The sequence below is a fragment of the Burkholderia aenigmatica genome (assembly GCF_048627025.1).
In the GTDB taxonomy this organism is placed as follows: domain Bacteria; phylum Pseudomonadota; class Gammaproteobacteria; order Burkholderiales; family Burkholderiaceae; genus Burkholderia; species Burkholderia aenigmatica.
In genome coordinates this window covers 1,463,521-1,487,756 of the sequence record NZ_CP184468.1, presented here as the reverse complement: position 1 = coordinate 1,487,756, position 24,236 = coordinate 1,463,521, and the positions used below count along the sequence as shown (strand labels likewise).

Genomic DNA, 24,236 nt, shown 5'->3' with positions numbered 1-24,236 from the left:
GGAAGCTCGCCGCGCCGCACTAGAAGCGCATCGTCGCGACGAGCTCCGCCGAGCGCGACGGGCCGAGCAGCCATTGCTCGCCGCCGTTCGACGTCGTCACCGCATACGTGCGGTTCGCGAGATTGCGCAAGTACAGCGCCAGCTCGGTACGCGACGTCGGCTGCCAGCGCAGCGACGCATCGAACACCGTGTACGACGGCACCTGCACGCGGTTCGCGTCGTCGCCATACGTCGCGCCGACGTAACGCACGCCCGCATTCGCCTGCCAGCGCTCGGCAAACGCCCAGCCGAGCCACAGGTTCGCCGTCTGCTGCGGCACGTTGGCCGGCGCATTGCCGGCGCGCGACACCGTCGTGCCGCCGACCTTCTGGTTGAACGCGTCGTAACGCGCGCGCAGCAGCGCGACGTTCGCATCGACCGTCCAGCCATGCGGCAGCCGCGCACCGCCCGTCAGCTCGATGCCGCGCGACGATTGCCGGCCGACCTGCTGGCGCAGCGCGGGATTGAGCGGATCGGTGCTGAGCAGGTTGCGCTTCGTGATGTCGTACACCGCGAACGTCCAGTACGCGCGGCCGTCGAGCAACGTCTGCTTGACGCCGGCTTCCCACTGTTCGCCGGTCGCGAGCCGGTAGTTCGCCTGCGACGCGGACAGCGTCACGAGCGAGCCGAGCCCCTCCGCGCCCGTCGTGTACTGCGCATACGCGCTGAGTGTCGGCGCGACTTCGAACACGAAGCCCGTGCGCCAGCCGACGTTCGCGAAGCGCTTGTCGAAGCCCGCGCCGGTCGCCGCCTGCTCGCGGTTGAACGCGATGTGGTCGTAGCGCAGGCCGCTCACCCACGCGAGCCGCGGCAGCACTTCGAGCCGGTTCTCGGCGAACACCGCGACCTGCCGCGCCCGCGAGCTGAACTGCGGCACCGTCGGGTCGGGACTCGTGAACACGCCGGGATCGAAGCCGTGCGCGGGCACCGTCGATTCGCCGCCGTACGGCGCATTGTTGGTGCCGCTGAACGTGATCTGGCTGAATTCCGTGCCGACGACGAAGCGGTTCGCACGGCCGAACAGCGTGCCGTCGAAGCGTGCGCTCAGCCGATCGCCGACCTGCCGCTGGTGGTGGCCGATGTCGAGATAGTCGCTGCGTGTGACGAGACCCGTCGCGGCATCGAGTGCATACGATTCCGCATTGCGCCAGTGACGGTTCGACGTCAGGTAGTAGAGCTGGTTGTCGATCGTCACGCCGGCCGTCGGCCGGTAGCTGGCCGACAGGCGCGTCCACTGGTCGTAGTAGGAAATCGTCGCGTCGCCGACGTTGTAGTTGAGCTTGCGCAGCGTCGGATCGAGCACGCCGTTCGGCGCGGGCACGCCGTAGTAGGTCGCCGGCATCTGGCGGCCGTAGTCGAAGTCGAGCGTCAGCGTGAGCTTCGGGCTCACGTCGAATTTCAGCGCGCCGCCGACAGCCGTCGTATGCGTATCGGCCCGCTCGGCGAGGCCGTTCGCGCGTGCATCGCTCGCATAGAAGCGGTACGACAGCCGCGGGCCGAGCGCGCCCGTCGTGTCGAACGCAGCGCGCTTCGCGCCGTCGAGGCCGACACCGACCTGCAGCGTCGTCTCGCGCGTGCGCTGCGGCCGCTTCGGCACCACGTTGACGACACCGCCGATCGCCCCTTCGCCGTACAGCACCGACGCCGGGCCGCGCAGCACTTCGATGCGCTCGACCGACCACGTATCGAACGGGAACGTGATCGTGTCGGCTGCCGGCATCAGCCGCACGCCGTCGAGCAGCGTCATCACCGATTCCTGCCCGCCGAAGCCGCGCACGCTCAATGCGGTACCGCCGGTGCCGGGCGCCATCGCGCTCGCGAACCCTGCAGTGCGCGTCACCGCGTCCAGCACCGTGCGATCGCCGCGCGCGTCGATTGTGTCGGCCGTGACCGTCTCGACGCTCGCGGGCGTGTCGAGGCTCGCGAGCCCGAGCCGCGAGCCCGTTTCGAGCGGTTGCGTCAGCGGGTCGGCCGGTGCGGACTGCGCGCTGACGTTGATCGCCGGCAGCGCATGCCGCTCGTCCGGTGCGGGTGCGGCGGCTTCGGCGGCCAACGCGCCGGAGGTCGCCATCGCGCAACCCAGCAAGGTCGTGCAGCCGCGTGCGCGCCACGCGCGGGTGGGCCGGCGCGGCGCGGCAGCGTGCCGCTCCCCGCGCGCCGGGTGGTATCTGGTGTTCGTCACGTCGTATCGATCTTCGTCTGGCGTCGTCGCACGCGGCCGCACCGGGTAGCCCGGGCGGCCGGCGACGCAAAACGTCAGATGATACAAAATATCAACCCGATTCGTCAGGAATTTGTCAGGTTGTGCCGGGCGCCCTGCCGACGGGCGACGCGCGCCGCGTCTACAACGGGAAACTGAACTGCACCCACAGCTTGTCGCCCTGCGGCCGGTTGCGCACCGCGAACTCGTGCTGGTATTTCACGACCACGCCCGACGCCGGCCCCCACATGACCCGCAGTTGCGGGCCGATCGCGACCGACTGCCCGCGAAAGCCATCCGACGCGACCTTGATGCCGTCCTGCGTATCGTCGGTGAACTGCTTCAGGAACGTGCCCTGCACGCCGAGCTGCACGCGCCGGTCGAGCGAATAGCCGACCAGGTAGTCGAGCACGGCGACCGCACCCGAGTGGTAGTGCGTCGCATGGTTCGGCGAATTCAGCTCCAGCAGCGTGGTCGTCGAGATCTCCCAGTCGCGGCCCGGAAACCAGGTCGTGCTGACGTACGGCAGGAACGCATACGTGTTCAGCCCCGTGTTCGCGATCCGGTTCGCCGCATACGCGCCGGTCGGCACCGCGAACGACGGCGAAAAGAACGCGAAGAACGTCTTCGATGCATTCGCATAGTTGATCATGAACGGCTCGAGGATCACGTCGCCGAGCGATGTGCGGTTTCCGCTGCCGCCCGGCGTCGACAGATGCAGGTGCACGATCGGCACGATCGCGCTGCTCGACAGCGAAAACGGCCCGAAGGTCGCGCCCCAGGTGTGGACCACGCGCGGCGTTTGCGCGACGACGCTCAGGTGGAACCCCGGCACCGCGCTGCCGCCGTCCGGCCCGGCAAACCGGTTCGATGCCGAGTACAGCGCGTAGTTGAAGTACTGCGTGTTGCCGGGCGGCGGGAGCATCCCGTTCAGTACCGTGTTGACGCCGAACGGATAGCTGATCTGCCCGTTCTCCGTGGCCGACGCCGGGGCCTGAATGGCCCCGGCGATCAGGAGTGCCAACGGCACCCGTCGCAATGCGAATTTCATGTCGTCTCCAGACCGGATTGTTATCGTGTCATCGCAAGCCGGGCATCGCAGGCCCGGGGAGACGCAATGTAAAGCGCACGACAGCGGCGAAAAAGACGACGTTCGGGAGAACAGTTCTCCGTCACACGGAGAAATGCGCGACGGCGCAGCGCCGGCCTGCGATCAGCGGCCGACTTCCTTCCACTTGCGCGCGAGCCCGAGGCGTTCGAAACGCTCGATCAGGAACTCGGTGAAGACGCGGATCTTCGCCGGCTGGTGACGGCGGCTCTGGTACGCGATGTTGACGGTGAGTGCCGGCAGTTGCCAGTCGGTGAGCACCGGCACCAGCTTTCCCGCGACGATATCGTCGTGAATGATGTAGAGCGGCTGGATCAGGATGCCGAGGCCCGCAAGCGCCGCGGCGCGGATCACCTGCCCTTCGTTCGCATCGAGCACGCTCTTGATCGTGACCGACTGCTTCCGCGCGCCGTGACGGAAATGCAGGACGTACGGATCGTTCGCGAGGTTGTAGACCAGCAGCCGGTGGTCGCACAGCGCATCGGGCGTCGTCGGCGCACCGTGCTTCGCCAGATACCCGGGCGACGCGGCCAGCACGCGCCGCGTCTCGGCGAGCTTGCGCACCGTGATGCCCGAATCCGCTTCATGCTCGCGCGTGCGAATCGCCACGTCGATGCCGGCCTCGATGAAATCCGGGTAGCGGTTCGCCGCGACGATCTGCACGTTCAGGTTCGGGTAGCGCCGGTGAAACTCGGGCAATGCGGGCGCGATATAGATCGACGCAAACGAGACGGACGCGGTCACGCGCAGCGTGCCGGCCGGATTGACGCTCGCTTCATTGACCGCCGCATCGGCCTCCGACAGTTCCGTCAGGATCGCGACGCAACGCCGGTGGTACTCGTGCCCCGCGTCGGTCAGCCACAGGCGGCGCGTGGTGCGCTCGACCAGCCGCGCGCCCAGCCGCTCCTCCAGCGCGTTCAGGCAGCGGCTCGCCGCCGCGCTCGACATGCCGAGCCGCTCGGCGGCCTTCGACAGGCTGCCCAGCTCGGCGACCTGCACGAAAAATTCGATCTGCGTCCACTTGTCCATGCGTTCAATTCTTCCACCTGGCGGAGAACAAAACTCCTCCAAACCATCTTTTTTACGATCCAAGGAGGAATTAATGTTACGTCAACGCGCCATCCAACGACATCAGGAGACAACCCCAATGCGCAATCTCAACGAAGACACCATCACGCAGGCCGTGATCGCGTCGCTGGGCGGCTGTCGCGACGAGCGGTTGCGCACGGTCATGACCAGTCTCGTCCAGCACCTGCATTCGTTTGCGCGGGAGACGAAGCTCACCGAGGCCGAATGGCAAACCGCGGTCGGCTTCCTGACCGCCGTCGGCCACATCACCGACGACACGCGCCAGGAGTTCATCCTGCTGTCCGACGTGCTCGGGCTGTCGACCCTCGTCACCGCGCAGAACCATGCGAAGCCGGCCGGCTGCACGGAAGCCACCGTATTCGGTCCGTTCTACGTCGAAGGCAGCCGCGACTTCGGGATGTTCGACGACATCGCGAACGGCGCATGCGGCGAGCCCTGCTTCGTGTCGGGCCATGTGCGCGGCATCGACGGCATGCCGATCGCGCACGCCTCACTGGAAGTCTGGCAGGCCGACGAGGACGGGCACTACGACGTGCAACTTCCGGCCGACGACGGCTCGGTCACGCACCGCGCGCGTGGCCGGCTGCGCACCGGCGCCGATGGCCGCTACGCATTCCGCTCGATCCTCGCCGAGCCGTATCCGATTCCGCACGACGGCCCCGTCGGCGCGATGCTCGATGCGCTCGGCCGTCATCCGTGGCGCCCCGCGCACCTGCATTTCATGATCGAGGCACGCGGCTATGAAACGCTGATCACGCACGTGTTCCGCGACGGCGACCGCTATCTCGACTCCGATGCGGTATTCGGCGTGCGCTCGACGCTCGTCGCCGACTGGGTCCGGCACGCGCCCGGCCTCGCGCCGGATGGATCGCGCATGGACACGCCGTTCTACACGCTCGACTACGACTTCGTGCTCAATCCCGCGGAGCGCGCCGCATGATCCGCCACGTCGTGATGTGGAACGTCGCCGGCGCGACCGAACCCGAGCGCGCGGTGGCACGCACCACCGTCAAGACCGCCTTCGAAAGCCTGCGTGGCCGGATTCCGGGCATGACGCACCTCGAGGTCGGCGCGGATTTCAGCGCGGCCGATTACGCGTGCGACCTGATTCTCGTCGCTGAATTCGAGTCGCGTGAAGCACTCGACGCTTACGCGACGCATCCTGAACACACACGCGTACGCGACGCACTGACGGGCCTGCGCATCGCGCGCCATCAGGTCGACTACGCAACGGAGTGACGACGACATGAACTTCATCTATCAGGCACGCCCCGCCCGCGTGATCTTCGGCGCGGGCAGCCTCGATCATCTCGAACGCGAAGTGCTGGAACTGGGCGCGCAACGCGCAATCGTGCTCTGCACGCCGGAACAGCGCGACCTCGCGCAACGCATCGTCGAGCGGCTCGGTGCGCGCGCGGCCGGGCTGTACGATCGCGCGACGATGCACGTGCCGATCGAAATCGCCCGCGATGCGCAGGCGTTTGCCAGGTCGTGCGACGCGGATTGCGCGATCGCGATCGGCGGCGGCTCGACGATCGGCCTCGGCAAGGCGATCGCGCTCGAAAGCAGCCTGCCGATCCTCGCGATCCCGACGACCTACGCCGGCAGCGAAATGACGCCGATCTACGGCCTGACCGAAGGCGGCCTCAAGCGCACGGGCTCCGACGCACGCGTGTTGCCGAAGACGGTGATCTACGATCCCGCGCTCACCGTCACGCTGCCCGTCGAGCTGTCCGTGACGAGCGGTCTCAATGCGATCGCGCATGCGGCGGAAGGCCTCTACGCGAACAACGCGAATCCGGTGATGAGCCTCGTCGCCGAAGAAGGCATTCGCGCACTGGCGCGCGGCCTGCCCGGCGTACGGCGCGACCCCGCCGACCTCGGCGCTCGCAGCGACGCGCTCTACGGTGCGTGGCTGTGCGGCATGGTGCTCGGCAACGTCGGCATGGCGCTGCACCACAAGCTCTGTCACACGCTCGGCGGCAGCTTCAACCTGCCGCACGCGCCGACCCACACGGTCGTGCTGCCGCATGCGCTCGCGTACAACGCCGCGCACGCGCCGGACGCGATGCAGCGGATCGCCCGCGCGATCGGCACGAACGACGCGGCGCGCGGCCTCTACGCACTGGCGCTCGACAATGGCGCGCCGGTCTCGTTGAAGGCAATCGGCATGCAGGAAGCCGATCTCGATCGCGCCGCCGATCTCGCGGCCGCCAATCCGTACTGGAACCCGCGCCCGATCGAACGCGACGGCCTGCGCGCGCTGCTGCAGGACGCATTCGACGGCAACCTGCCCGGCTCGACCGCGCGCTGAGCCGAATACGCGACAAACCAACAAACGACCCCGTCATGGAGACACCCCGAATGAATACCGAATCGAGCGCGCACGGTGACAGCACCGTCGAACACTGTGACGTCGCCATCGTCGGCTACGGCCCGACCGGCCTCGTCGCCGCATCGATGCTGGGCCGCGCCGGCCATCGCGTGATCGTGCTCGAACGCTGGCCGACACCCTACGGCCTGCCGCGCCTCACGCACATCGACGGCGAAACCGCGCGCATCGTGCAGGCCAGCGCCGACGTCGATCACGCATTGCGCAACGCGAAGGCCGTCGACACGTACCATTACTGCGACGCGAACGGCGACCTGCTGCTCGAACTGAACTGGACCGGCCGCGCATGCGGCTATCCCGCACACATCTCGATCTACCAGCCCGACATCGAGGATGCGATCGACGCGCGCGCCAGCACCTTCAGGAACGTGACGATCGTGCGTGGCTGGGAAGTCGACACGCTGCAGCAGGACGACGACGGCGTGACGCTGACCGCGCATCCGGCGCGCGGCAGCCAGGACGCGCAATGGACCGGCAAGCCGCGCGCGATTCGCGCCCGCTACGTGATCGGCGCCGACGGCGCGAACAGCTTCGTGCGCCGCACGCTCGGCCTCGAGCGCTCGGATTTCGGCTACAACGAGCGCTGGCTCAATCTCGATTCGGAGAACAAGCGCGACCTGGGCGACGGCTGCGCGCGCACGACGATCTACTGCGATCCGGCGCGCGCCTACATGCACATGCCGATCGGCACGAAGCGCACGCGCTTCGAGCTGCGCGTGCTGCCGGACGAATCGACCGCCGAATGGGAAACGGAAGCAGCCGGCTGGAAGTGGCTCAACGACCACTACGGCTACGGCCCGGACGACCTGACGCTGCTGCGTCACGTCGTCTACACGTTCGAGACGCGCATGGCCGAACGCTGGCGCGCCGGCCGCGTGCTGCTCGCGGGCGATGCGGCGCACACGATGATGCCGTACATGGGACAAGGCGCGTGCTCCGGCATGCGCGACGGCATCAACCTCGCGTGGAAGCTCGACCTGGTGCTGACCGGGCGCGCCTCCGCCGACCTGCTCGACACCTTTGAAGCCGAGCGCCGCCCGCACGTGACCGCCATCACGCAGATGTCGCTGTTTCTCGGGCAGGTCGTCAACGAGGACGATCCGCGCAAGGTCGCCGAGCGCGACGCGGCGTTCCGCGCCGGCAACATGCCGCCGATGCCGCCGTTCCCGAAGATCGAGCACGGCATCGTGCACGACGAAGCCGACGGCACGCGCCTGCCGACGACCGGCGCGCCCGCACCGCAAGGGCGCGTTCGCCGCGGCGCAGCCGAAGGCCGTTTCGACGACGTGGTCGGCCGGGGATTCCAGCTCGTCGCGCGCGAACACCCTTCCCGCTACCTCGACGACGCACAGCGCGCGTTCCTCGCGCAGCTCGGCTGTCGCGTGGCCGTGCTGTCCGACGACGTGAGCGCACCGGATGCCGTGGTCGATCTCGACGGCGACCAGCACGCGTTCATGCAGGCGCACGGGATCGGCGCGTATGTCGCGCGGCCGGATTTCATCGTGTTCGGTTCGGTGGCCGACCTGCGCGACCTCGGCGCGCTCGTCGATTCGCTCCGCGACAAGCTGCACGGGTCCACCGCGTCGAGCGAGCCGACCGCCGCTTCGGCAGCCTCGGCGGCCGTCCCCCACGCATCGTAATGGAGACGTACGCATGACGACCGAACTGTCACCGTTCGCGCTGTCCCTGCAACGCGCGATGCCCGTCACGCGCTTGCTCGACTGCGGGATGGACTATGCCGACGCCATGGCGCTGCACGCGCGCACGTCGGCAGGCGAACCCTGGGATGTCGCGGCCGAAGCGCTGGCCGACGCGCAGCTCGCGCGCGCCACCCAGGCCGCCGATGCCGGCCACCTGGTCACGGCTGCCGACGCGCAAGCGATGGCCATCGCGAACCTGCTGTTTGCGCAGATGGCGTTCAATCACGACGTGCCGCGCAAGCGCGCGCTCTATGCGCGGCTCGTCGACGCGTCGCACGGTCTCGCGCGCTGGTCCGACAAGCGCATCGAACGTGTCGAAGTGCCGTTCGGCGATGCGCACCTGATCGGCTGGCTGGTCCGGCCGCCGACCGAACGCGTACGCGGCACCGTCATCGTGTTCGGCGGCCAGAGCGGCTGGGGCTTCGCGTACTGGCCGATCGCGCGTGCGCTCGCGGCGCGCGGCCTCGCCACATTGCTCGCCGAGGGGCCGGGCCAGGGCGAGACGCGGCTCGAACAGCGGATCTTCGTCGACGTCGACATGAGCGCCGCATACCGGCGCTTCGTCGATCACGTCGCCGATCGCGTGCCCGGGCCGATCGGCATCTGGGGAAACAGCATCGGCGGATTGTGGGCCGCTTCGACCGCTGCGAGCGACCACCGGATCGCCGCCTGTTGCGTGAACGGCGCACTCGCGGCGCCGACACTGCTGCCGTTCCGCACGTTCGTCGAACAGGCCGCGGCGATGCTCGGCAACGACGATCCCGATGCGGTCGCGGCGAACTTCGCGCGGATGAGCTTCTCGTCCGAACGCGACCGCATCGCGTGTCCCCTGCTGGTGCTGCACGGCGGTGAAGATCCGCTGATCCGCCTCGACGATCAGCAGCCGTTTCTCGATGCGGCGACCTCCGGCGATGCGACGCTCAGGGTCTGGCCGGACGGCGAGCACACGATCTACAACCACGCGTCCGAGCGAACCGCGGTCGTGTGCGACTGGTTCGTCGAACGGTTGACGCAGGCTGCGGCGGCGTGATCACGCAGGCGGTGTCGACCGTGCGGACGGTCGACACCGCGCGCGGCACTACGACTGCGCGCCGCCGTTCTCCACCACGCCGTCGATTTCCGTGCGCGTGAAGCCGTACTTCGCCGTCCGCTCGCGATGATCGGCCGAGCCGAGATATTCGCGCAGCTTCGCATTCACGGCCTGTACGAGCGCGTCGCTGTTCTTGCTGAACGAAAATCCGCCAACGGGCGCGGCTGCACCCGCACCAAGCTCGTGCGAGACGGCCGCCAGCCGCCCGTCCGTGTCGGCGAGCGCGCGGGCCCCGATCGCGGTGCTCGCGAACGCGTCGACCTGCCCCGCCAGCAACGCGGCCACGGCGTCGGCCTGATCCTTGAAGATGACGATCTGGCCGTCGTTCACGCCGGCCGCCTTTGCCGAATCGATCTGCACCTGGTCGGTCACGCACCCCAGCCGCGCATCGCTGCGGGCCGCGACGGCCGCGTAGCTCGTCAGCCGCTTCGGGTTGCCGGCCTGCAGCACGAAGCCGTCGCCGATCGCCCACACCGGGACGCTGAACGCCACGTGCCGCGCCCGTTCGGCCGTCACGAAGATCGGCACGTTCATGTCCCAGCGCCCGGCCTGCACACCCGGCAGCAGCGCATCGAACGACGTCGGGTGATATTCGATGTCCGTCACGCCGATCGCGCGCAGCACCACCTCGGCCAGCTCGATATCCGCACCGGTCACGGTACCGTCTTCCGCCGTCCAGTAGAACGGCGGCTCCTCGATGTACGCAATCCTTACCTTCATGGTTTCACTCCTGACGTTCAATGATGTTCGCCGCGCCCGGACGCCGGGCACCCGATTCATGCAACCGCTGCATCCATCGCCTGCGACAGCGCCGACAACGCCGGCTGGAAACGCTCTGGCGGAAGATAGCCGAACCCCAGCCTGAACACGCGGCTGCTTTCGCCAAACCACGTGCCTGATGCGAGCTGTACGTCGTGGTCAGGCAATACCTGCCAGAAGCGCGACACGGCCTGCTCGTCGAAAGCATCCTGACGCAACCGCACGCAGCACAGTGCGCCGGCGTCCGGCCGCACCCACTCGACACGTCGCCTTTCACGTTCGCACCAGCCCGACAGTGTATCGAGCGTGCCCGCAAGCAACCGGCGGCGAGGCGCGAGCACGTGCTCGCGGTTGCGCAGCACGGTTGCGGCCAGCGTCTCGTCGAGCACCGAACCCGAGATCACCGTATTCAGCTTCGCGACGAGCAGACGCGCCCGAAGCCCCGCGTCGGCCACCGTGAGCCACCCCGTCCGCAGACCAGGTGCGCCCAGCGCTTTCGACACCGACGAACCCGTGACGATGCGCGGATCGACACCCGCGAAACTGGCTGCGACAGCCGCATCGCCATAAGTCGCTTCGCGATAGGTCTCGTCGATGAACAGTATCGCGTCCGGACAGCGTTGCGCCATCAACGCCAGCAATGCATCGATTTCGGCGCGCGATGCCTGCACGCCGCCCGGATTCTGCGGGGACGCGATGCTGACCAGCCGCGTCTTCGACGACAGGCGCGCGTCGAACTGCGCGAGGTCCAGCCGGTAGCCGTTCTCGAACGACAGCCGCACTTCACGCACCGTCGCGCCGGCGCCGACCAGGCAGTCGCGGCTCGGCGGAAAGCACGGCGTCGCGAGCACGGCCTCGTCGCCGGGCCGGCACACTTCATAGGCCAGCAGAAACAAGCCGAGCGCGGTGCCTTGCGTCGTCACGATCTGTTCAGCCGGCACATGGCAGGCATCGGCAATCGCGTCGCGCAGCACGGCAGCCCCCGCCGACTGGCTGTAGCCGAGCTTCAGGTTGCGGACCGCCTCGACACCGGCCAGATCCAGCAGCTCGCCGACCGTCAGGTCTTGCGACGTGCTCTCCGCCAGGTTGAAGGTCCGGTTCACGTCGAGCAGCGAGATGATTTCGTTGTGCGGAAATCGTCCGCGCCACTCACTGGAATACGCTTGGGTCGTCTGCATGGGCAAGCCTCGCAATGGCCGATCGATGGATCGAAACACCGCCATCGTAGCGTTCGCACAAAAACCATAACAGCCACAATTTTCTGCCGAATGGACCGACACAATTATGCGTGGCGCGTTCTAATCGAACGGTCGATAATCGGACACTTCCCAGCCGCTGGTGTCCCATGGAAACGCAAACGTCATTCCGCTACAGGCAGCTGGCCGACCTCATCGTCGGCATGATCGAGAACGGTACGCTGGCACCCGGCACGCGGCTACCGTCCGTGCGTGCCGTCAGCGAACAGCAACGCATCAGCGTCTCCACCGCGCTGCAGGCATACCGCCTGCTCGAAGATCGCGGCATCCTCGTATCGCGGCCGCAGTCGGGCTTCTACGTCGCGGCCGCACGCGGCGGCACGCTGGCATTGCCGAGCGCATCGCGCTCGCGCGCAAAGGCATCGACGGTGTCGATCAGCGGCGCCGTCGCCGCGATGCTCGAACATGCGGCCAATTCGGCGCTCGTGCCGCTCGGATGCGCGGTGCCCGATCCGGCGCTGCTGCAATCGAAGCGGCTCGATCTCGCCCTCGCTCGCGCGGCGCGCCAGCATGGCACGCGCTACAACGTGTATTGCGCGCCTTACGGCGAACCGGCGCTGCGCCGCGAAATCGCGCGGCGTGCGATGCGCTTCGGGCACCCGCTGTCCGCCGACGACATCCTCGTCACGAATGGCTGCACCGAGGCGTTGACGCTCGCGCTGAATACCGTGGCAACGCGCGGCGATACGATCGCGGTGGAATCGCCGACCTACTTCGGTCTGCTTCACACGCTGGAGGCGCTGGGACTGAAGGCGCTGGAGTTGCCGACCGACCCGCTGCGCGGCGTCGACGTCGGCCAGCTCGCGCAGCGGCTCGAAGCGGAATCGATCGCCGCCTGCGTGCTGTCGTCGAGCTTCGGCAATCCGCTCGGCTCCGCGATGAGCGACGACGACAAACGGGCGCTGCTTGCGCTGCTCGCGCGCCATCGGGTGCCGCTGATCGAAGATGACGTGTATGGCGACATCCACTTCGGGCGGGATCGGCCGAGGCCGTTCAGCGCACTCGACAGCGGCGCCGATACGATCTACTGCAGTTCGTTCTCGAAGAGCCTCGCGCCGGGATACCGGATCGGCTGGATCGCGGCGGGTGCGCGCACTCAGCAGGTGATGGAACGCAAGCTGGCACTCAGCCTGTGCGGCCCGGTGTTGCTGCAGGTCGCGGTGGCCGACTTCCTCGCGAGCGGTGCATACGACGCGCATTTGCGCCGCATCCGGCGCGTGTTCGAGGACAACCTGGCGCGGATGACGCGCACGATCGAGGCCAGCTTTCCGGCCGACACGAAAGTGAGCCGGCCGGCCGGCGGTTTCGTGCTCTGGCTCGAACTGCCGAAGCGATTCGATTCACGCGCGCTGTTCGATGCCGCGCTCGAACAGGGCGTCTGCTTTGCGCCGGGCGACATCTTCTCCGCCAGCCGGCGCTTTCGCCATTGCCTGCGCCTGAGCGCGGGACATGTGTGGAACGAGCGCATCGAGGACGGCGTCCGGTGCCTGGGCCGGCTCGCGCGAGCAGAGCTCGCGCGCTGAGCGCGGCGGCCGCCGCCCTGCTCAGCCGCCGATCTTGAACGCCGGCAATTGCTGCGCGAGCCGCGCGCCCATTTCCGCGCCAAGCGCCTGCAGCGCATTGAACGGCCGGATCATGACCTCGAATTCGACGATCCGCCCTTCGTCGTCGAAGCGGATCATGTCGATCCCCTTCAGCGCCTTGTCGCCGATGGCCGCGCTGAACTCCAGCACCACGCTCTTGCCGTCGTCGGTGACGAACTGGCGGTGATAGGTGAACTTCTCGAGGATCGTGATCACCGTGCGCAGCGCCAGCAATAGCGCGGGCGCCGGCCCGTAGGGCTTGAACGCCATCGGCGAACGGAACACGGCGTCCGGATGGACGATCGATTCCAGTGCGCCAAAATCCTTGTGTTCGATCATCGCATGCCACTTGTCGAGCGATTGCGCGACAGCGGGTTGAAGGTGCTGCGGTGCGTTCGTCATCGAAGTCTCCTGTCTCGTCGGGCGGAAAAGAAGCGAATCAGTCTCAAAGCGTGGCGGCAAGCGTCGTGCCCTGGTGAATCGCACGCTTTGCATCGAGCTCGGCGGCTTCGTGCGCGCCACCGATCACGTGAACCTTGCGCCCGGCGGCCTCCAGTTGCACCGCCAGTTCGCGCAACGGCTCCTGCCCCGCGCAGATCACGACGTTGTCCACCGGCAGCGTCTGCTCGACGCCGTCGATCGTCACGTGGAAGCCTTCGTCGTCGATGCGCCGGTAGGTCACCGCCGACGACATCCCGACACCGCGCGCCTTCAGTCCCGTGCGGTGGATCCATCCGGTGGTCTTGCCGAGCCCGTCGCCGACCTTCGACGCCTTGCGCTGCAGCAGATGGACTTGTCGTGCCGCCGGCTCGGGCCGCGCATGGCGCAAGCCGCCTGCATTCGCATACGACCGGTCGACGCCCCACTCGGCAAGGAACCCGTCCACGTCGACCCGCTCGCCGCCTGCGCGATGGACGAGATATTCCGCGACGTCGAAGCCGATGCCGCCGGCGCCGACGATCGCGACGCTGCGGCCCACCGCCTTGTCGTCGCGCAATACGTCGAGGTAACCAAGCGTCTTCGCATGCCCGACGCCGTCGATCGGCGGCGTGCGAGGCACGATGCCCGTCGCGATCACCACTTCGTCGAATTCGCCTTGCAACAGCATCTCGGCGGTCGCGCGCGTGTTGAGGTGCAGCGTCACGCCACGCAGTTCGATCTGCCGGCGGAAATACCGCAGCGTCTCGTTGAATTCTTCCTTGCCGGGCACCTTCTTCGCGATATTGAACTGGCCGCCGATCTCGGCGCCGGCTTCGTACAGCGTCACCGCATGACCGCGCTCGGCCGCGGTGACCGCGAAGCCGAGGCCCGCCGGCCCGGCGCCGACCACGGCGATCCGCTTGCGCTGCGGCGCGGGGCGAATCACGAGCTCGGTTTCATGGCACGCGCGCGGATTCACCAGGCACGACGTGATCCTGCCGCTGAACGTATGGTCGAGGCACGCCTGGTTGCAGCCGATGCACGTGTTGATTTCGTCCGCGCGCCCTTCCCGCGCCTTGCGGACGAATTCGGCGTCGGCGAGAAACGGCCGCGCCATCGACACCATGTCGCAATAGCCATCGGCGAGCAGTTGCTCGGCGACTTCCGGCGTATTGATCCGGTTGGTCGCGACGAGCGGGATGCCGACCTTGCCCATCAGCTGCCGCGTGACCCACGCGTACGCGGCACGCGGCACCTTGGTCGCGATGGTCGGAATGCGCGCCTCGTGCCAGCCGATGCCCGTATTGATGATCGTCGCACCGGCCGCCTCGATCACCTGCGCGAGCCGGATCACCTCGTCGAGTGTCGAGCCGCCTTCGACGAGATCGAGCATCGACAGCCGGTAGATCACGATGAAGTTCGTGCCGACCCGCTCGCGCACGCGCCGCACGATCTCGACCGGGAACCGGATACGGTTCTCGTAGGCACCGCCCCATGCGTCGTCGCGATGATTCGTGCGCGCAGCGATGAATTCGTTGATCAGGTAGCCCTCCGACCCCATGATCTCGACGCCGTCGTAACCCGCCTGCTGCGCAAGCGCCGCGCATCGCACGAAGTCGGCGATCGTCTCGTCGACTTCGTCGCTGCTCAGCGCATGCGGCGTGAACGGGTTGATCGGCGCCTTCAGCGCGCTCGGCGCGGCGAGCGCCGGGTGATACGCGTAGCGCCCGAAATGGAGGATCTGCAGCGCGATCTTGCCGCCCTCCGCGTGCACCGCGCGCGTCACGACACGATGACGCTCGGCTTCCGCTTCGGTCGTCAGCATCGCGCCGCCCGGCGCCGGACGGCCCCGCTCGTTCGGTGCGAATCCGCCCGTGACGATCAGGCCGGCCTCGCCTCGCGCACGCTCCGCGTAGAACGCCGCCATCCGCTCGAAGCCGTTCGGCGCTTCCTCAAGACCCACGTGCATCGACCCCATCAGCACCCGGTTCCTGAGCGACGTGAAGCCGAGTTCGAGCGGGGTCGTCAGATGCGGATAACGCGGTGTCATGGGGTGTCTCCATTTTTATGCAACAAGTTGCACAGATAGTAGTTCACCACTTTCGTTTATGCAACCCGTTGCATAAACGCATCCGTCATCTTGTACTGTGGCCCCGATATGGCAAGATGCGATTCATTCCGCGGCCTCCTCCGATCCGACATGTCCCTGCCCCACGCACTCCTCACCGCTCTTGCCGAACGCCCGGGTTCAGGCTCCGAACTCGCCGACCGCTTCGATCGCTCGATCGGCTATTTCTGGCAGGCGACACACCAGCAGATCTATCGTGAGCTGGGGCGTCTCGAGGAAACCGGCTGGATCGAATCGCTGCCAGCCGAATCGGGGCGCGGCCGCAAGCGCGCGTACCGGATCCTGCCGGCCGGCAAGAAGGAGTTGCGGCGCTGGATCGCCGAACCGGAAGATCCGACGCCGCTGCGCGAAGCGTTGATGGTGCGCCTGCGCGCGGAAGCGGTGCTCGGCCCGGCCGGCCTCGAGGACGAAATCAGGCGGCGCATCGCGCTGCACCAGGAGAAGCTCGACCTGTATCTGCGGATCGAGGCGCGCGATTTTGCGGAAGGCACCGATTCGCGCACGAAGCGCCTTCAGCATCTGGTACTGCAGGCCGGCATCGCGAACGAGCGGTTCTGGGTCGAATATTCGCAGCACGCACTCGACGCGCTGCGCTTGCCGAAAGACTGAACGACCAACGGAGGAAATGACGATGACGCAGAAGACCGTGCTCTGCTACGGCGATTCGAACACGCACGGCACGCGCCCGATGACGCGTGCCGGCGTACTGGAGCGGTTCGCACGCGAAGAACGCTGGACCGGCGTGCTGGCGCAGACGCTCGGCGCAGGATGGCGGGTCATTGAAGAAGGATTGCCTGCGCGTACGACCGTGCACGACGATCCGATCGAAGGCCGGCACAAGAACGGTTTGTCATATCTGCGCGCGTGCGTCGAAAGCCACTTGCCGGTCGATGTCGTCGTGCTGATGCTCGGGACGAACGATCTGAAGACGCGCTTCTCGGTCACGCCCGCCGACATCGCGACGTCGGTCGGCGTGCTGCTTGCCGAGATCGCCGCGTGCCGTGCCGGCCCGTCCGGTGCGTCACCGAAGCTCGTGCTGATGGCGCCTGCGCCGATCACCGAGGTCGGTTTCCTCGGTGACATCTTCGCGGGCGGCGCCGCGAAGTCGCGGCAGCTCGCGAAGCGGTACGAACAGGTGGCAAGCGATGCCGGTGCTCACTTTCTCGATGCCGGCGCGATCATCGAGGTGAGCCCGATAGACGGCGTTCACTTCGCAGCCGATCAGCATCACGCGCTCGGGCAGCGGGTCGCGGCCCTTCTGCAGCAGATCGCGTAACGCACACGCACGCTGAACCGCAGCCGCGCGGCCCCGACCGGCGCGCGGCGCGCGGAAGGCCGGTCAGGCGTCCGGCAGGATCACCACCTTGCCCTTCACCTGCCGGTTCGCCATCCGCGCGATCGCGTCGGCCGCGCCGGCCAGCGACACGCGCTCGGTGATCGCGGGTCGCACCTTGCCGGCCGCGAACCATTTGGCGAGCAGCCGCATGTTCGCGACGTGCTGCTTCGGATCGCGGCGCACCGCATCGCCCCAGAACACGCCGAGAATGTCGCGCTCCTTGAGCAGCGCCAGGTTCAGCGCGATCTTCGGGATCTCGCCGGCCGCGAAGCCGACCACGAGGAACCGGCCGCGCCAGGCAGTCGCGCGCAACGCCGCCTCGCTGTACGCGCCGCCCACCGGATCGTAGACGACGTCCGCACCGCGCCCGCCGGTCAGTTCGTCGACACGGCGGCGCAGGTCTTCGGTCGCATAGTCGATCGTCTCGTCGGCGCCCGCTTCACGACACAGTGCCAGCTTGTCCGCATTCGACGCCGCCGCGATCACGCGCGCGCCGAGCGCTTTCGCGATCTCGATCGCCGCGAGGCCAACGCCACCCGCCGCGCCCAGCACGAGCAACGTCTCGCCTTCTTGCAGCCGCGCGCGCTGCTGCAATGCGTGCAGCGACGTGCCGTACGCGAGCACGAGCGCCGCGCCTTGCTCGAAAGTCATGCCCGGCGGCAGTGCGGCAATCTGGTGCACGTCGGCCACGCATTGTTGCGCGAACCCGCCGTGCCCGGTGAACGCGACCACCGAATCGCCGGGCTGCCACGCAGTCACGCCCTCGCCCACCGCGTCGATCACACCGGCAAATTCCGCGCCCGGCGAAAACGGCAGCGCCGGCTTCACCTGATACAAGCCCTGGACGATCAACGCATCGGGGAAATTGAGCGATGCGGCCTTCACCTGAACCCGGACCTGGCCCGCGGCCGGCTCGGGAATCGCGACGTCCTCGATGCGCAAGCTGTCGATCGGGCCGAATGCGGTACACAACAGGGCTTTCATGTTCGTCTCTCTCCTTGTGCTGCGTAGGCGGGCATCGGGTCGGCCTGCGGGGCACGCCCGCACGGCCGGTTCACGACGAGTACGCGACAGCCGGCGGAATCGGCATCCGCGACCTCGTCGGCATTCCGGACTGTCGGTGAAGCAATGATCAGAACCACGCGTCGCGCATCTCGAGCGTCGTCGTGTCGACACTCGCCAACAGGTCGAGCTGCGCATCCACTTTCGGCAATTCCCAGTTGAAGAAATAGCGGGCGGCCGCACGCTTGCCGTCGTGGAAATCGTCGGCTTTCCCGTGCGCGGCGAGCGTCACGTCGAGCCACAGCCACGCGACGACGAGATGGCCGAACGCTTCCAGATAGACACTCGCGTTCGCGAGCCGCGCCTGCGGATCGCCGATCGCGCTCAGCTGTCGCGTAACATCGCCGAGCCGTGCCCAGCGCCGCGCCAGCGCGTCGGCGTGCTCGCGCAGGCCGGCATCGAGCGTCCGCGCGCGTTCGACGGTCGCGCCGATCCGCGCATCGAGTGCACGCAGCGACGCGCCATCGTCCTGCGCGACCTTGCGGCCCAGCAGGTCGAGCGCCTGGATCCCGTGCGTGCCTTCGTGAATCGGATTGAGCCGATTGTCTCGGTAGAGCCGCTCGACCGCGTAATCGCGCGTATAGCCATAGCCGCCGTGCACCTGGATCGCGAGGTCGTTCGCGGCGAGACACCACTGCGACGGCCAGCTTTTCGCGATCGGCGTCAGGATGTCGAGCAGGCGCGCGGCATCGGCGCGCACGTCCGCGTCGTCGTGCGCATGTGCCTCGTCCACCCGCTTCGCGCAGTACAGGATCAGCGCGAGACCGCCTTCGACATAGGCCTTCTGCGCGAGCAGCATGCGCCGCACGTCCGGATGCTCGACGATCGGCGCCTGCGGCGCGGCGGCATCCTTGCCGGCCGGCCCGAGCGGACGCCCCTGCGGCCGGTTGCGCGCGTAGTCGAGCGCGTGCAGGTAACCCGTGTAGCCGAGCGCCACCGCGCCCGCGCCGACACCGATGCGCGCTTCGTTCATCATGTGGAACATGTACGCGAGGCCATGGTTCGGCTGGCCGACCAGATAGCCGATCGCGCCCGCACGCCCTTCCGGGCGGTAGCGCGTGCCTTCGCCGAAGTTCAGCAGGCAGTTGGTGGTACCGCGGTAGCCCATCTTGTGGTTCAGCCCGGCGAGCACCACGTCGTTGTGCTCGCCCAGCGCGGCGCCGTCGGTGCCCGGCAGGTACTTGGGCACGATGAACAGCGAGATCCCGCGCGTGCCGGGCAGCAGCCGGCCGTGTTCGTCGGGAATCTTCGCGAGCACGAGGTGGACGATGTTCTCCGTCAGCTCGTGCTCACCGCCCGAGATCCACATCTTGTTGCCGGTCAGCCGGTAGCGCGGGCCGAGCGGCGAGTCGCCTTCGAAATCCGCACGCGTCGCGATGTCGGACAGCGACGAACCGGCTTGCGGCTCGGACAGGCACATGGTGCCGAAGTAGCGCCCTTCCAGTTCCGGGCGCGCGAACGTGTCGATCTGCGCGGGGCTGCCGTGCGCGACGAGCAGGTTCGCGTTGGCGACGGTCAGGAACGGATAGGCGGCCGTCGCGATGTTCGCGGCCTGGAAGAACAGGAACGACGCGGCTTCGACCAGCTTCGGCAAGCGCATGCCGCCGAGCGCTTCGTCATGGCCCGCGGCGATCAGCCCGGCGTCCGCGAAGGCGCGCACCGCCGGTTCGACGTCCGGGATCAGCGTCACGCGCTCGCCGTCGAACTGCGGCTCCTCGCGATCGCCACGCGCCGCATGCGGCGCGAACAGGTCTTCCGCAATCCGCTCGCTGGTATCGAGCACCGCGTCGAACGTCTCGCGACTGTGCTCGGCGTAACGCGGCAGCGCGACGAGCGCTTCCGCGTCGAGCCAGTCATACAGCAGGAACGCGAGATCGCGTCGCGACATCAACAAGCTCATCGTGCTGCCTCCCGGGGCCGGCTTCGTCAGCCGAATGAAGGGTTCCGTGACTGCTAGGGCTGGCAGGAATTTAGCACGGTCGTTCTAAAACGACAACGGCGGATGCGCTAATCCGCGTAACCGGGATTGCGTCGATCGAGCCGGCGCAGCAAACCGGGCCAGACGAGCGCCCCGGCGCCCATCCCGCGCGTCACGGCGGCGATCTGCTGCTTGATGCCGTCGAGAATCGGCTGCCCGATCGGCAACAACGCCGAGCCGCCGGCCTGCGCGCGGACCTGGATCATGCAGGCCGTTTCGAAGAAATACATCGCGACGAACGCGTCTGCCGGCGTCGCACCGACGGTCAGCAGGCCGTGGTTGCGCAGCATCAGGTTCGTGTTGGTGCCGAGGTCGTGCACGAGGCGCGCTTTCTCGCCCTCGTTGAGCGCAATGCCCTCGTAGTCGTGATAGCCGAGCGATGCCAGCACGCCGAGCGACTGCTGCGACAGCGGCAGCAGCCCCGCTTCCTGCGCCGACACCGCGACGCCGTTGATCGAATGCGTATGCATCACGCACAGCGCGTCGTCGCGGGCCGCATGCACCGCACTGTGAATGGTGAAGCCGGCCGGGTTGATCTCGTAAGGTGATTCGGACACCTTGCGGCCGTCGAGATCCACCTTCACCAGCGACGATGCGGTGATCTCGTCGAACATCATCCCGTACGGGTTGATCAGGAAATGATGCTCCGGGCCGGGCACGCGCGCGGAAATATGGGTGAACACGAGATCGTCCCAGCCGAACAGCGCGGTGAGGCGGTAAGCCGCCGCCAGGTTGACTCGCGCGTCCCATTCGGTGGAAGAAACTGCCTGCTTCACGCTGACATCGGATGAGGCCACGTCGACACTCCTTGTTCAAGGATGGATGCGTACCGGGCCGCACGATGCGGCCCGGCCTGGGGATTGTGTCACCCTGCCCGGGACTTCGCGAGCTGGTCGGCAACCGGCAGGCTGCGGATGCGCGTGCCGGTCGCCGCGAAAATCGCATTGGTCAATGCCGGCGCGACGGGCGGCAGGCCCGGCTCGCCCACACCGCCCAGCGGCGTCGCAAAATCGTCCGGTGCGACGAGATGCACGCGGATTTCGCGCGGCGCTTCGTTCATTCTCAGCACCTGGAAGCCGTTGAAGTTGCTCTGCTCCGGATGGCCATCCTTGAACGTGATCTCGCCGTGCAGCGCGATGCCGAGCCCCATCACCACCGCGCCCTCGAGCTGCGAGCGTACACGCTCCGGATTGACCTGCGGCCCGCAGTCGATCGCGATGTCGACCCGCGGCACCGTGATCTTGCCGTCGGCATCGACCTGCACCTCGCACACCGCCGCCGTATACGACACGAAGCTGCGATGCGCGGCGATCCCGAGCCCGTGCCCCTTCGACAGCTTGCGCCCCCAGCCGGCTTCGCGCGCGACCGTCTCGACCACGCGCCGCAGCCGCCCGGTATCGACCGGATACAACGCCGGATCCTCGCCGTAGTTCACGTTCTTCACCGCGATGTGCGGCTCGAAACGCCGCGCGGGCCCGATCAGGTCGAGCAGGAAATCCTTCGGGTCGCGGCCGGCCGCGTGCGCCAGCTCCGACACGAAGCTCTGGATGCCGAACGCATGCGGGATGTTGTAGACCGAGCGGAACCAGCCGATCCGCGTGTGCGCTTCCGCGGCCGGATTCTCGATCCGAACGTTCGGAATCGCGAACGGCAGGTCCGCAATGCCCTGCGCGAGCTCGCCCGGCTGCTCGTGCACGACGCCGGCCCTGAACGTCGACTGAATCGACGGCGCGACCGTGCGATGCTGCCACGCGACCACTTTCCCCGACGCATCGATCCCGCCGTCGAACGCTTCGAGCGACACTGCATGGAAGTAGTCGTGCGCGATGTCGTCCTCGCGCGTGAACGTCAGCTTGACGGGCGCGCCGACCGCCTTCGACAGCAATGCCGCCTCCACCACGTAGTCGGGCTTCGACTTGCGGCCGAACCCGCCGCCGAGCAGCGTCACGTTGACCGTCACGCGCTCCGTCGGCAACCCGAGCGCTTTCGCGATCTCGTCGCGCGTGGTCTGCGGCGCCTGCGTGCAGGTCCACACTTCGCAGCGGCCGTCCGCCACGCGCGCGACAGCCGCGGGCGGCTCCATCGTCGCGTGCGCGAGATGCGGAATGTAGTACGTCGCACGCACGCGTTTCGCGGCGCCGGCCAGCGCCGCCGCCGCGTCGCCGTCGTTGCGGATCACGTCGCCCGGTTGCGCGGCCGCCGCTTCGAGGGTCTTGCGATACGCGGTCGAGTCGTAGGTCGCGTTGGGCCCGCGCTTCCAGTCGATCTTCAGTTGCGCGCGTGCCTGGATCGATGTCCACGTATCGCGCGCGACGACGGCCACGCCGCCAAGCGGCTGGAAACCGGACGGCAGCGGCGTCGGCGCAAGCTGCACGACCTTGACGACACCCGGCAGCTTCTCCGCTGCCGATGCGTCGAACGACGCCACCGTGTCACCGTAGGCCGGCGGTCGCGCGACGACCGCATACAGCATGCCGTCGAGCCGCGTGTCGATGCCGTAATGCGCGCGGCCGCCGACGATATCGCGCCCGTCGATCAGCGCCGTTTCGCCCTTGCCGATATAGCGGAATTCGGCCGGCGCCTTCAGCGCCACCGTTGCCGGATCCGGCGCCGGCAGCGCAGCTGCCTTCGCCGCCAGTTCGCCGAAGCCGAGCTTGCGCCCGCTCTTCGTGTCGACGACCTCGTGCACCGTCGCCTTGACCTGACGCGCATCGACGCCCCATGCGGCAGCGGCAGCCTGTTCGAGCATCGTGCGCGCGGCCGCGCCCGCGCGACGCAGCGCGGCGAAGCTCTGGCGCAGGCTGCGCGACCCGTCGGTGTTCTGGTTGCCGTAGCGCGGCTCGTCGCCGACGGCCTGCGCGACCTTCACGCGCGCCCAGTCCGCGCCCAGCTCGTCCGCCACCACGAGCGCGACGCTCGTGCGCACGCCCTGTCCCATCTCGGAGCGGATGCAGGTCACGGTGACCGTGCCATCCGGCGCGATCGCAACGAACAGGTGCGGATCGTCGCGCAACCCGTGCGGCATCCCCGCGCCGCCGTACTGCGGATTCGCGCTGACGGGCGGCTGCACCGGCACGGCCGCGCGCACGAGCGACGGCACGCCGAACGCGAGCAGCAGCCCGCCGGACGCGAAGCCGAGCAGCAGCGCACGGCGGCTTTCGTTATGGACGGAGAGTTCGGGCGCGCTCATGCGGCACCTCCGCGGCGCACGGCCAGACGGATCGCCGCGCGAATGCGCGTATAGGTGCCGCAGCGGCAGATATTGCCGGACATCGCATCGTCGATGTCGGCGTCGGTCGGATGGGGATTCGTCTTCAGCAGCGACGCGGCCTGCATGATCTGCCCGGACTGGCAGTAGCCGCACTGCGCGACGTTCAGTTCCTGCCAGGCCTGCTGCAGCGGATGGGTCAGATCGGTCGACAGGCCCTCGATCGTCGTCACACGCTTGCCGGCAGCGGCCGCGACGGGGGTGATGCACGACCGGATCGCGACGCCGTCGAGGTGCACGGTGCACGCGCCGCACAGTGCCATGCCGCAGCCGAACTTGGTGCCGGTGTGGCCGAGGACATCGCGCAGATACCAGAGCAACGGCATGTCGGGATTGCCGTCGAAGTGCTGTTCGCTACCGTTGACGGTCAGCGTGATCATCGTTCACCTCCTGGTCGAGGCGCCCGCATCGCACCACGGGTGCCCGGTGGGGATTCGAACGGCGACGGGTGCGTCTGCTGCGCGGGCCCAGTGCCGTCGTGTAGGCTGCTCCGCCGGCAGAACCGGCAGTCAATGCGTCTTTATCGGTACGGCTGGCCGAGGATGGCTATCGGACACGCGATCCGGATTGATAGCGGACACGCACCCGCCCGGATTCTGCCCCATGCCAACCGTCATTCAGGCAACGCGACCCTGTCGGGACTGCCAGAAACGGCGCCGCGAATCGCGGCACCTGCGTGCGATGTTCAGCTCCGGCGGCGTCTGCATCGCGCCGGGGAGCCGGAATCGTATGCGGAATGGCCCGGGCTCCAACTCTAACTGATGTGCGGCAGTTTTGCGCAGACGGTACGTATCGGCACTGACGTGACGAACCGGGGAAAGTTCGAAG

20 protein-coding genes are annotated in these 24,236 nt (G+C 67.8%); 8 read left to right on the top strand and 12 right to left on the bottom strand.

The genetic code is table 11. The features are described 5' to 3' along the window. Nucleotides 1-19 precede the first annotated feature (19 nt). The 3 genes from ACN8ZM_RS07015 to ACN8ZM_RS07005 form a co-directional block, all read right to left on the bottom strand. A complete protein-coding gene (locus ACN8ZM_RS07015) occupies nucleotides 20-2,110 on the bottom strand; it encodes a TonB-dependent receptor (RefSeq protein ID WP_420210983.1) in 2,091 nt (696 codons plus the stop codon). 271 nt (nucleotides 2,111-2,381) lie between these two features. After that, the gene (locus ACN8ZM_RS07010; RefSeq protein WP_420210844.1) at nucleotides 2,382-3,290 is read right to left on the bottom strand and encodes a SphA family protein; all 909 of its coding nucleotides are present in this window, start codon (nucleotides 3,288-3,290) and stop codon (nucleotides 2,382-2,384) included. A 162-nt stretch (nucleotides 3,291-3,452) separates the two neighbouring features. Then, nucleotides 3,453-4,376 (bottom strand): LysR family transcriptional regulator, encoded by a 924-nt coding sequence (locus ACN8ZM_RS07005; protein WP_205822280.1) that lies wholly within the window; start codon nucleotides 4,374-4,376, stop codon nucleotides 3,453-3,455. Between the two features lie 118 nt (nucleotides 4,377-4,494). Between ACN8ZM_RS07005 and ACN8ZM_RS07000 the strand changes: the two genes are divergently transcribed. Genes ACN8ZM_RS07000 through ACN8ZM_RS06980 form a run of 5 tightly spaced genes read left to right on the top strand, consistent with a single transcriptional unit; the run spans nucleotide 4,495 to nucleotide 9,558 of the window. After that, nucleotides 4,495-5,376 (top strand): intradiol ring-cleavage dioxygenase, encoded by an 882-nt coding sequence (locus tag ACN8ZM_RS07000; RefSeq protein ID WP_420210843.1) that lies wholly within the window; start codon nucleotides 4,495-4,497, stop codon nucleotides 5,374-5,376. Continuing rightward, nucleotides 5,373-5,675: a Dabb family protein gene (locus ACN8ZM_RS06995; protein ID WP_011351651.1), complete on the top strand. Its 303-nt coding sequence runs from the start codon at nucleotides 5,373-5,375 to the stop codon at nucleotides 5,673-5,675. Before ACN8ZM_RS07000 ends, ACN8ZM_RS06995 begins: the two co-directional genes overlap by 4 nt. Before the next feature lie 7 nt (nucleotides 5,676-5,682). Beyond that, nucleotides 5,683-6,750, top strand: coding sequence for a maleylacetate reductase (locus ACN8ZM_RS06990; protein ID WP_205822282.1), 1,068 nt, complete (start codon nucleotides 5,683-5,685; stop codon nucleotides 6,748-6,750). A gap of 50 nt (nucleotides 6,751-6,800) precedes the next feature. Further along, complete coding sequence (locus ACN8ZM_RS06985) at nucleotides 6,801-8,468, top strand: bifunctional 3-(3-hydroxy-phenyl)propionate/3-hydroxycinnamic acid hydroxylase (protein WP_420210842.1); 1,668 nt, start codon at nucleotides 6,801-6,803, stop codon at nucleotides 8,466-8,468. Between the two features lie 13 nt (nucleotides 8,469-8,481). Continuing rightward, on the top strand, nucleotides 8,482-9,558 hold the full coding sequence (locus tag ACN8ZM_RS06980) for an alpha/beta hydrolase family protein (protein ID WP_420210841.1): 1,077 nt from the start codon (nucleotides 8,482-8,484) through the stop codon (nucleotides 9,556-9,558). Between the two features lie 48 nt (nucleotides 9,559-9,606). Here the strand turns inward: ACN8ZM_RS06980 and ACN8ZM_RS06975 are convergent, their stop codons facing one another. Both ACN8ZM_RS06975 and ACN8ZM_RS06970 read right to left on the bottom strand, forming a co-directional pair. After that, a complete protein-coding gene (locus ACN8ZM_RS06975) occupies nucleotides 9,607-10,338 on the bottom strand; it encodes a transporter substrate-binding domain-containing protein (RefSeq protein WP_420210840.1) in 732 nt (243 codons plus the stop codon). Nucleotides 10,339-10,394: 56 nt separating this feature from the next. Beyond that, the gene (locus ACN8ZM_RS06970; RefSeq protein ID WP_420210839.1) at nucleotides 10,395-11,555 is read right to left on the bottom strand and encodes a pyridoxal phosphate-dependent aminotransferase; all 1,161 of its coding nucleotides are present in this window, start codon (nucleotides 11,553-11,555) and stop codon (nucleotides 10,395-10,397) included. A 167-nt stretch (nucleotides 11,556-11,722) separates the two neighbouring features. Here ACN8ZM_RS06970 and ACN8ZM_RS06965 point away from each other — a divergent pair, with 167 nt between their 5' ends. Beyond that, nucleotides 11,723-13,156 carry a PLP-dependent aminotransferase family protein gene (locus ACN8ZM_RS06965; protein WP_420210838.1) on the top strand — a complete coding sequence of 478 codons (1,434 nt, stop codon included), beginning with the start codon at nucleotides 11,723-11,725 and terminating at the stop codon, nucleotides 13,154-13,156. A 21-nt stretch (nucleotides 13,157-13,177) separates the two neighbouring features. Here ACN8ZM_RS06965 and ACN8ZM_RS06960 read toward each other — a convergent pair whose 3' ends face one another. Then, the gene (locus ACN8ZM_RS06960) at nucleotides 13,178-13,618 is read right to left on the bottom strand and encodes a nuclear transport factor 2 family protein (protein WP_043182348.1); all 441 of its coding nucleotides are present in this window, start codon (nucleotides 13,616-13,618) and stop codon (nucleotides 13,178-13,180) included. 43 nt (nucleotides 13,619-13,661) lie between these two features. Next, nucleotides 13,662-15,686 (bottom strand): FAD-dependent oxidoreductase, encoded by a 2,025-nt coding sequence (locus ACN8ZM_RS06955; RefSeq protein WP_420210837.1) that lies wholly within the window; start codon nucleotides 15,684-15,686, stop codon nucleotides 13,662-13,664. A gap of 150 nt (nucleotides 15,687-15,836) precedes the next feature. On the opposite strand from ACN8ZM_RS06955, the gene ACN8ZM_RS06950 reads away from it, so the two are divergent. Together ACN8ZM_RS06950 and ACN8ZM_RS06945 are read left to right on the top strand one after the other, a co-directional pair. After that, the gene (locus ACN8ZM_RS06950) at nucleotides 15,837-16,373 is read left to right on the top strand and encodes a PadR family transcriptional regulator (RefSeq protein WP_205822289.1); all 537 of its coding nucleotides are present in this window, start codon (nucleotides 15,837-15,839) and stop codon (nucleotides 16,371-16,373) included. Between the two features lie 22 nt (nucleotides 16,374-16,395). Then, nucleotides 16,396-17,040 (top strand): SGNH/GDSL hydrolase family protein, encoded by a 645-nt coding sequence (locus tag ACN8ZM_RS06945; protein ID WP_043183122.1) that lies wholly within the window; start codon nucleotides 16,396-16,398, stop codon nucleotides 17,038-17,040. A 63-nt stretch (nucleotides 17,041-17,103) separates the two neighbouring features. On the opposite strand, the gene ACN8ZM_RS06940 is transcribed toward ACN8ZM_RS06945, so the two are convergent. The 5 genes from ACN8ZM_RS06940 to ACN8ZM_RS06920 all read right to left on the bottom strand — a co-directional run bounded on the left by ACN8ZM_RS06940 (nucleotide 17,104) and on the right by ACN8ZM_RS06920 (nucleotide 23,788). Continuing rightward, nucleotides 17,104-18,084: an NADPH:quinone oxidoreductase family protein gene (locus ACN8ZM_RS06940; RefSeq protein ID WP_420210836.1), complete on the bottom strand. Its 981-nt coding sequence runs from the start codon at nucleotides 18,082-18,084 to the stop codon at nucleotides 17,104-17,106. 148 nt (nucleotides 18,085-18,232) lie between these two features. Beyond that, nucleotides 18,233-20,062, bottom strand: a complete 1,830-nt coding sequence (locus tag ACN8ZM_RS06935) for an acyl-CoA dehydrogenase (protein ID WP_420210835.1) — start codon at nucleotides 20,060-20,062, stop codon at nucleotides 18,233-18,235. Nucleotides 20,063-20,169: 107 nt separating this feature from the next. Next, on the bottom strand, nucleotides 20,170-20,937 hold the full coding sequence (locus ACN8ZM_RS06930) for a class II aldolase/adducin family protein (protein ID WP_420210834.1): 768 nt from the start codon (nucleotides 20,935-20,937) through the stop codon (nucleotides 20,170-20,172). Nucleotides 20,938-21,005: 68 nt separating this feature from the next. Beyond that, nucleotides 21,006-23,330 (bottom strand): molybdopterin cofactor-binding domain-containing protein, encoded by a 2,325-nt coding sequence (locus ACN8ZM_RS06925; RefSeq protein ID WP_420210833.1) that lies wholly within the window; start codon nucleotides 23,328-23,330, stop codon nucleotides 21,006-21,008. Then, nucleotides 23,327-23,788, bottom strand: a complete 462-nt coding sequence (locus ACN8ZM_RS06920) for a (2Fe-2S)-binding protein (protein WP_089450262.1) — start codon at nucleotides 23,786-23,788, stop codon at nucleotides 23,327-23,329. The genes ACN8ZM_RS06925 and ACN8ZM_RS06920 overlap by 4 nt, the downstream gene beginning before the upstream one ends. Between the last annotated feature and the right edge of the window lie 448 nt (nucleotides 23,789-24,236).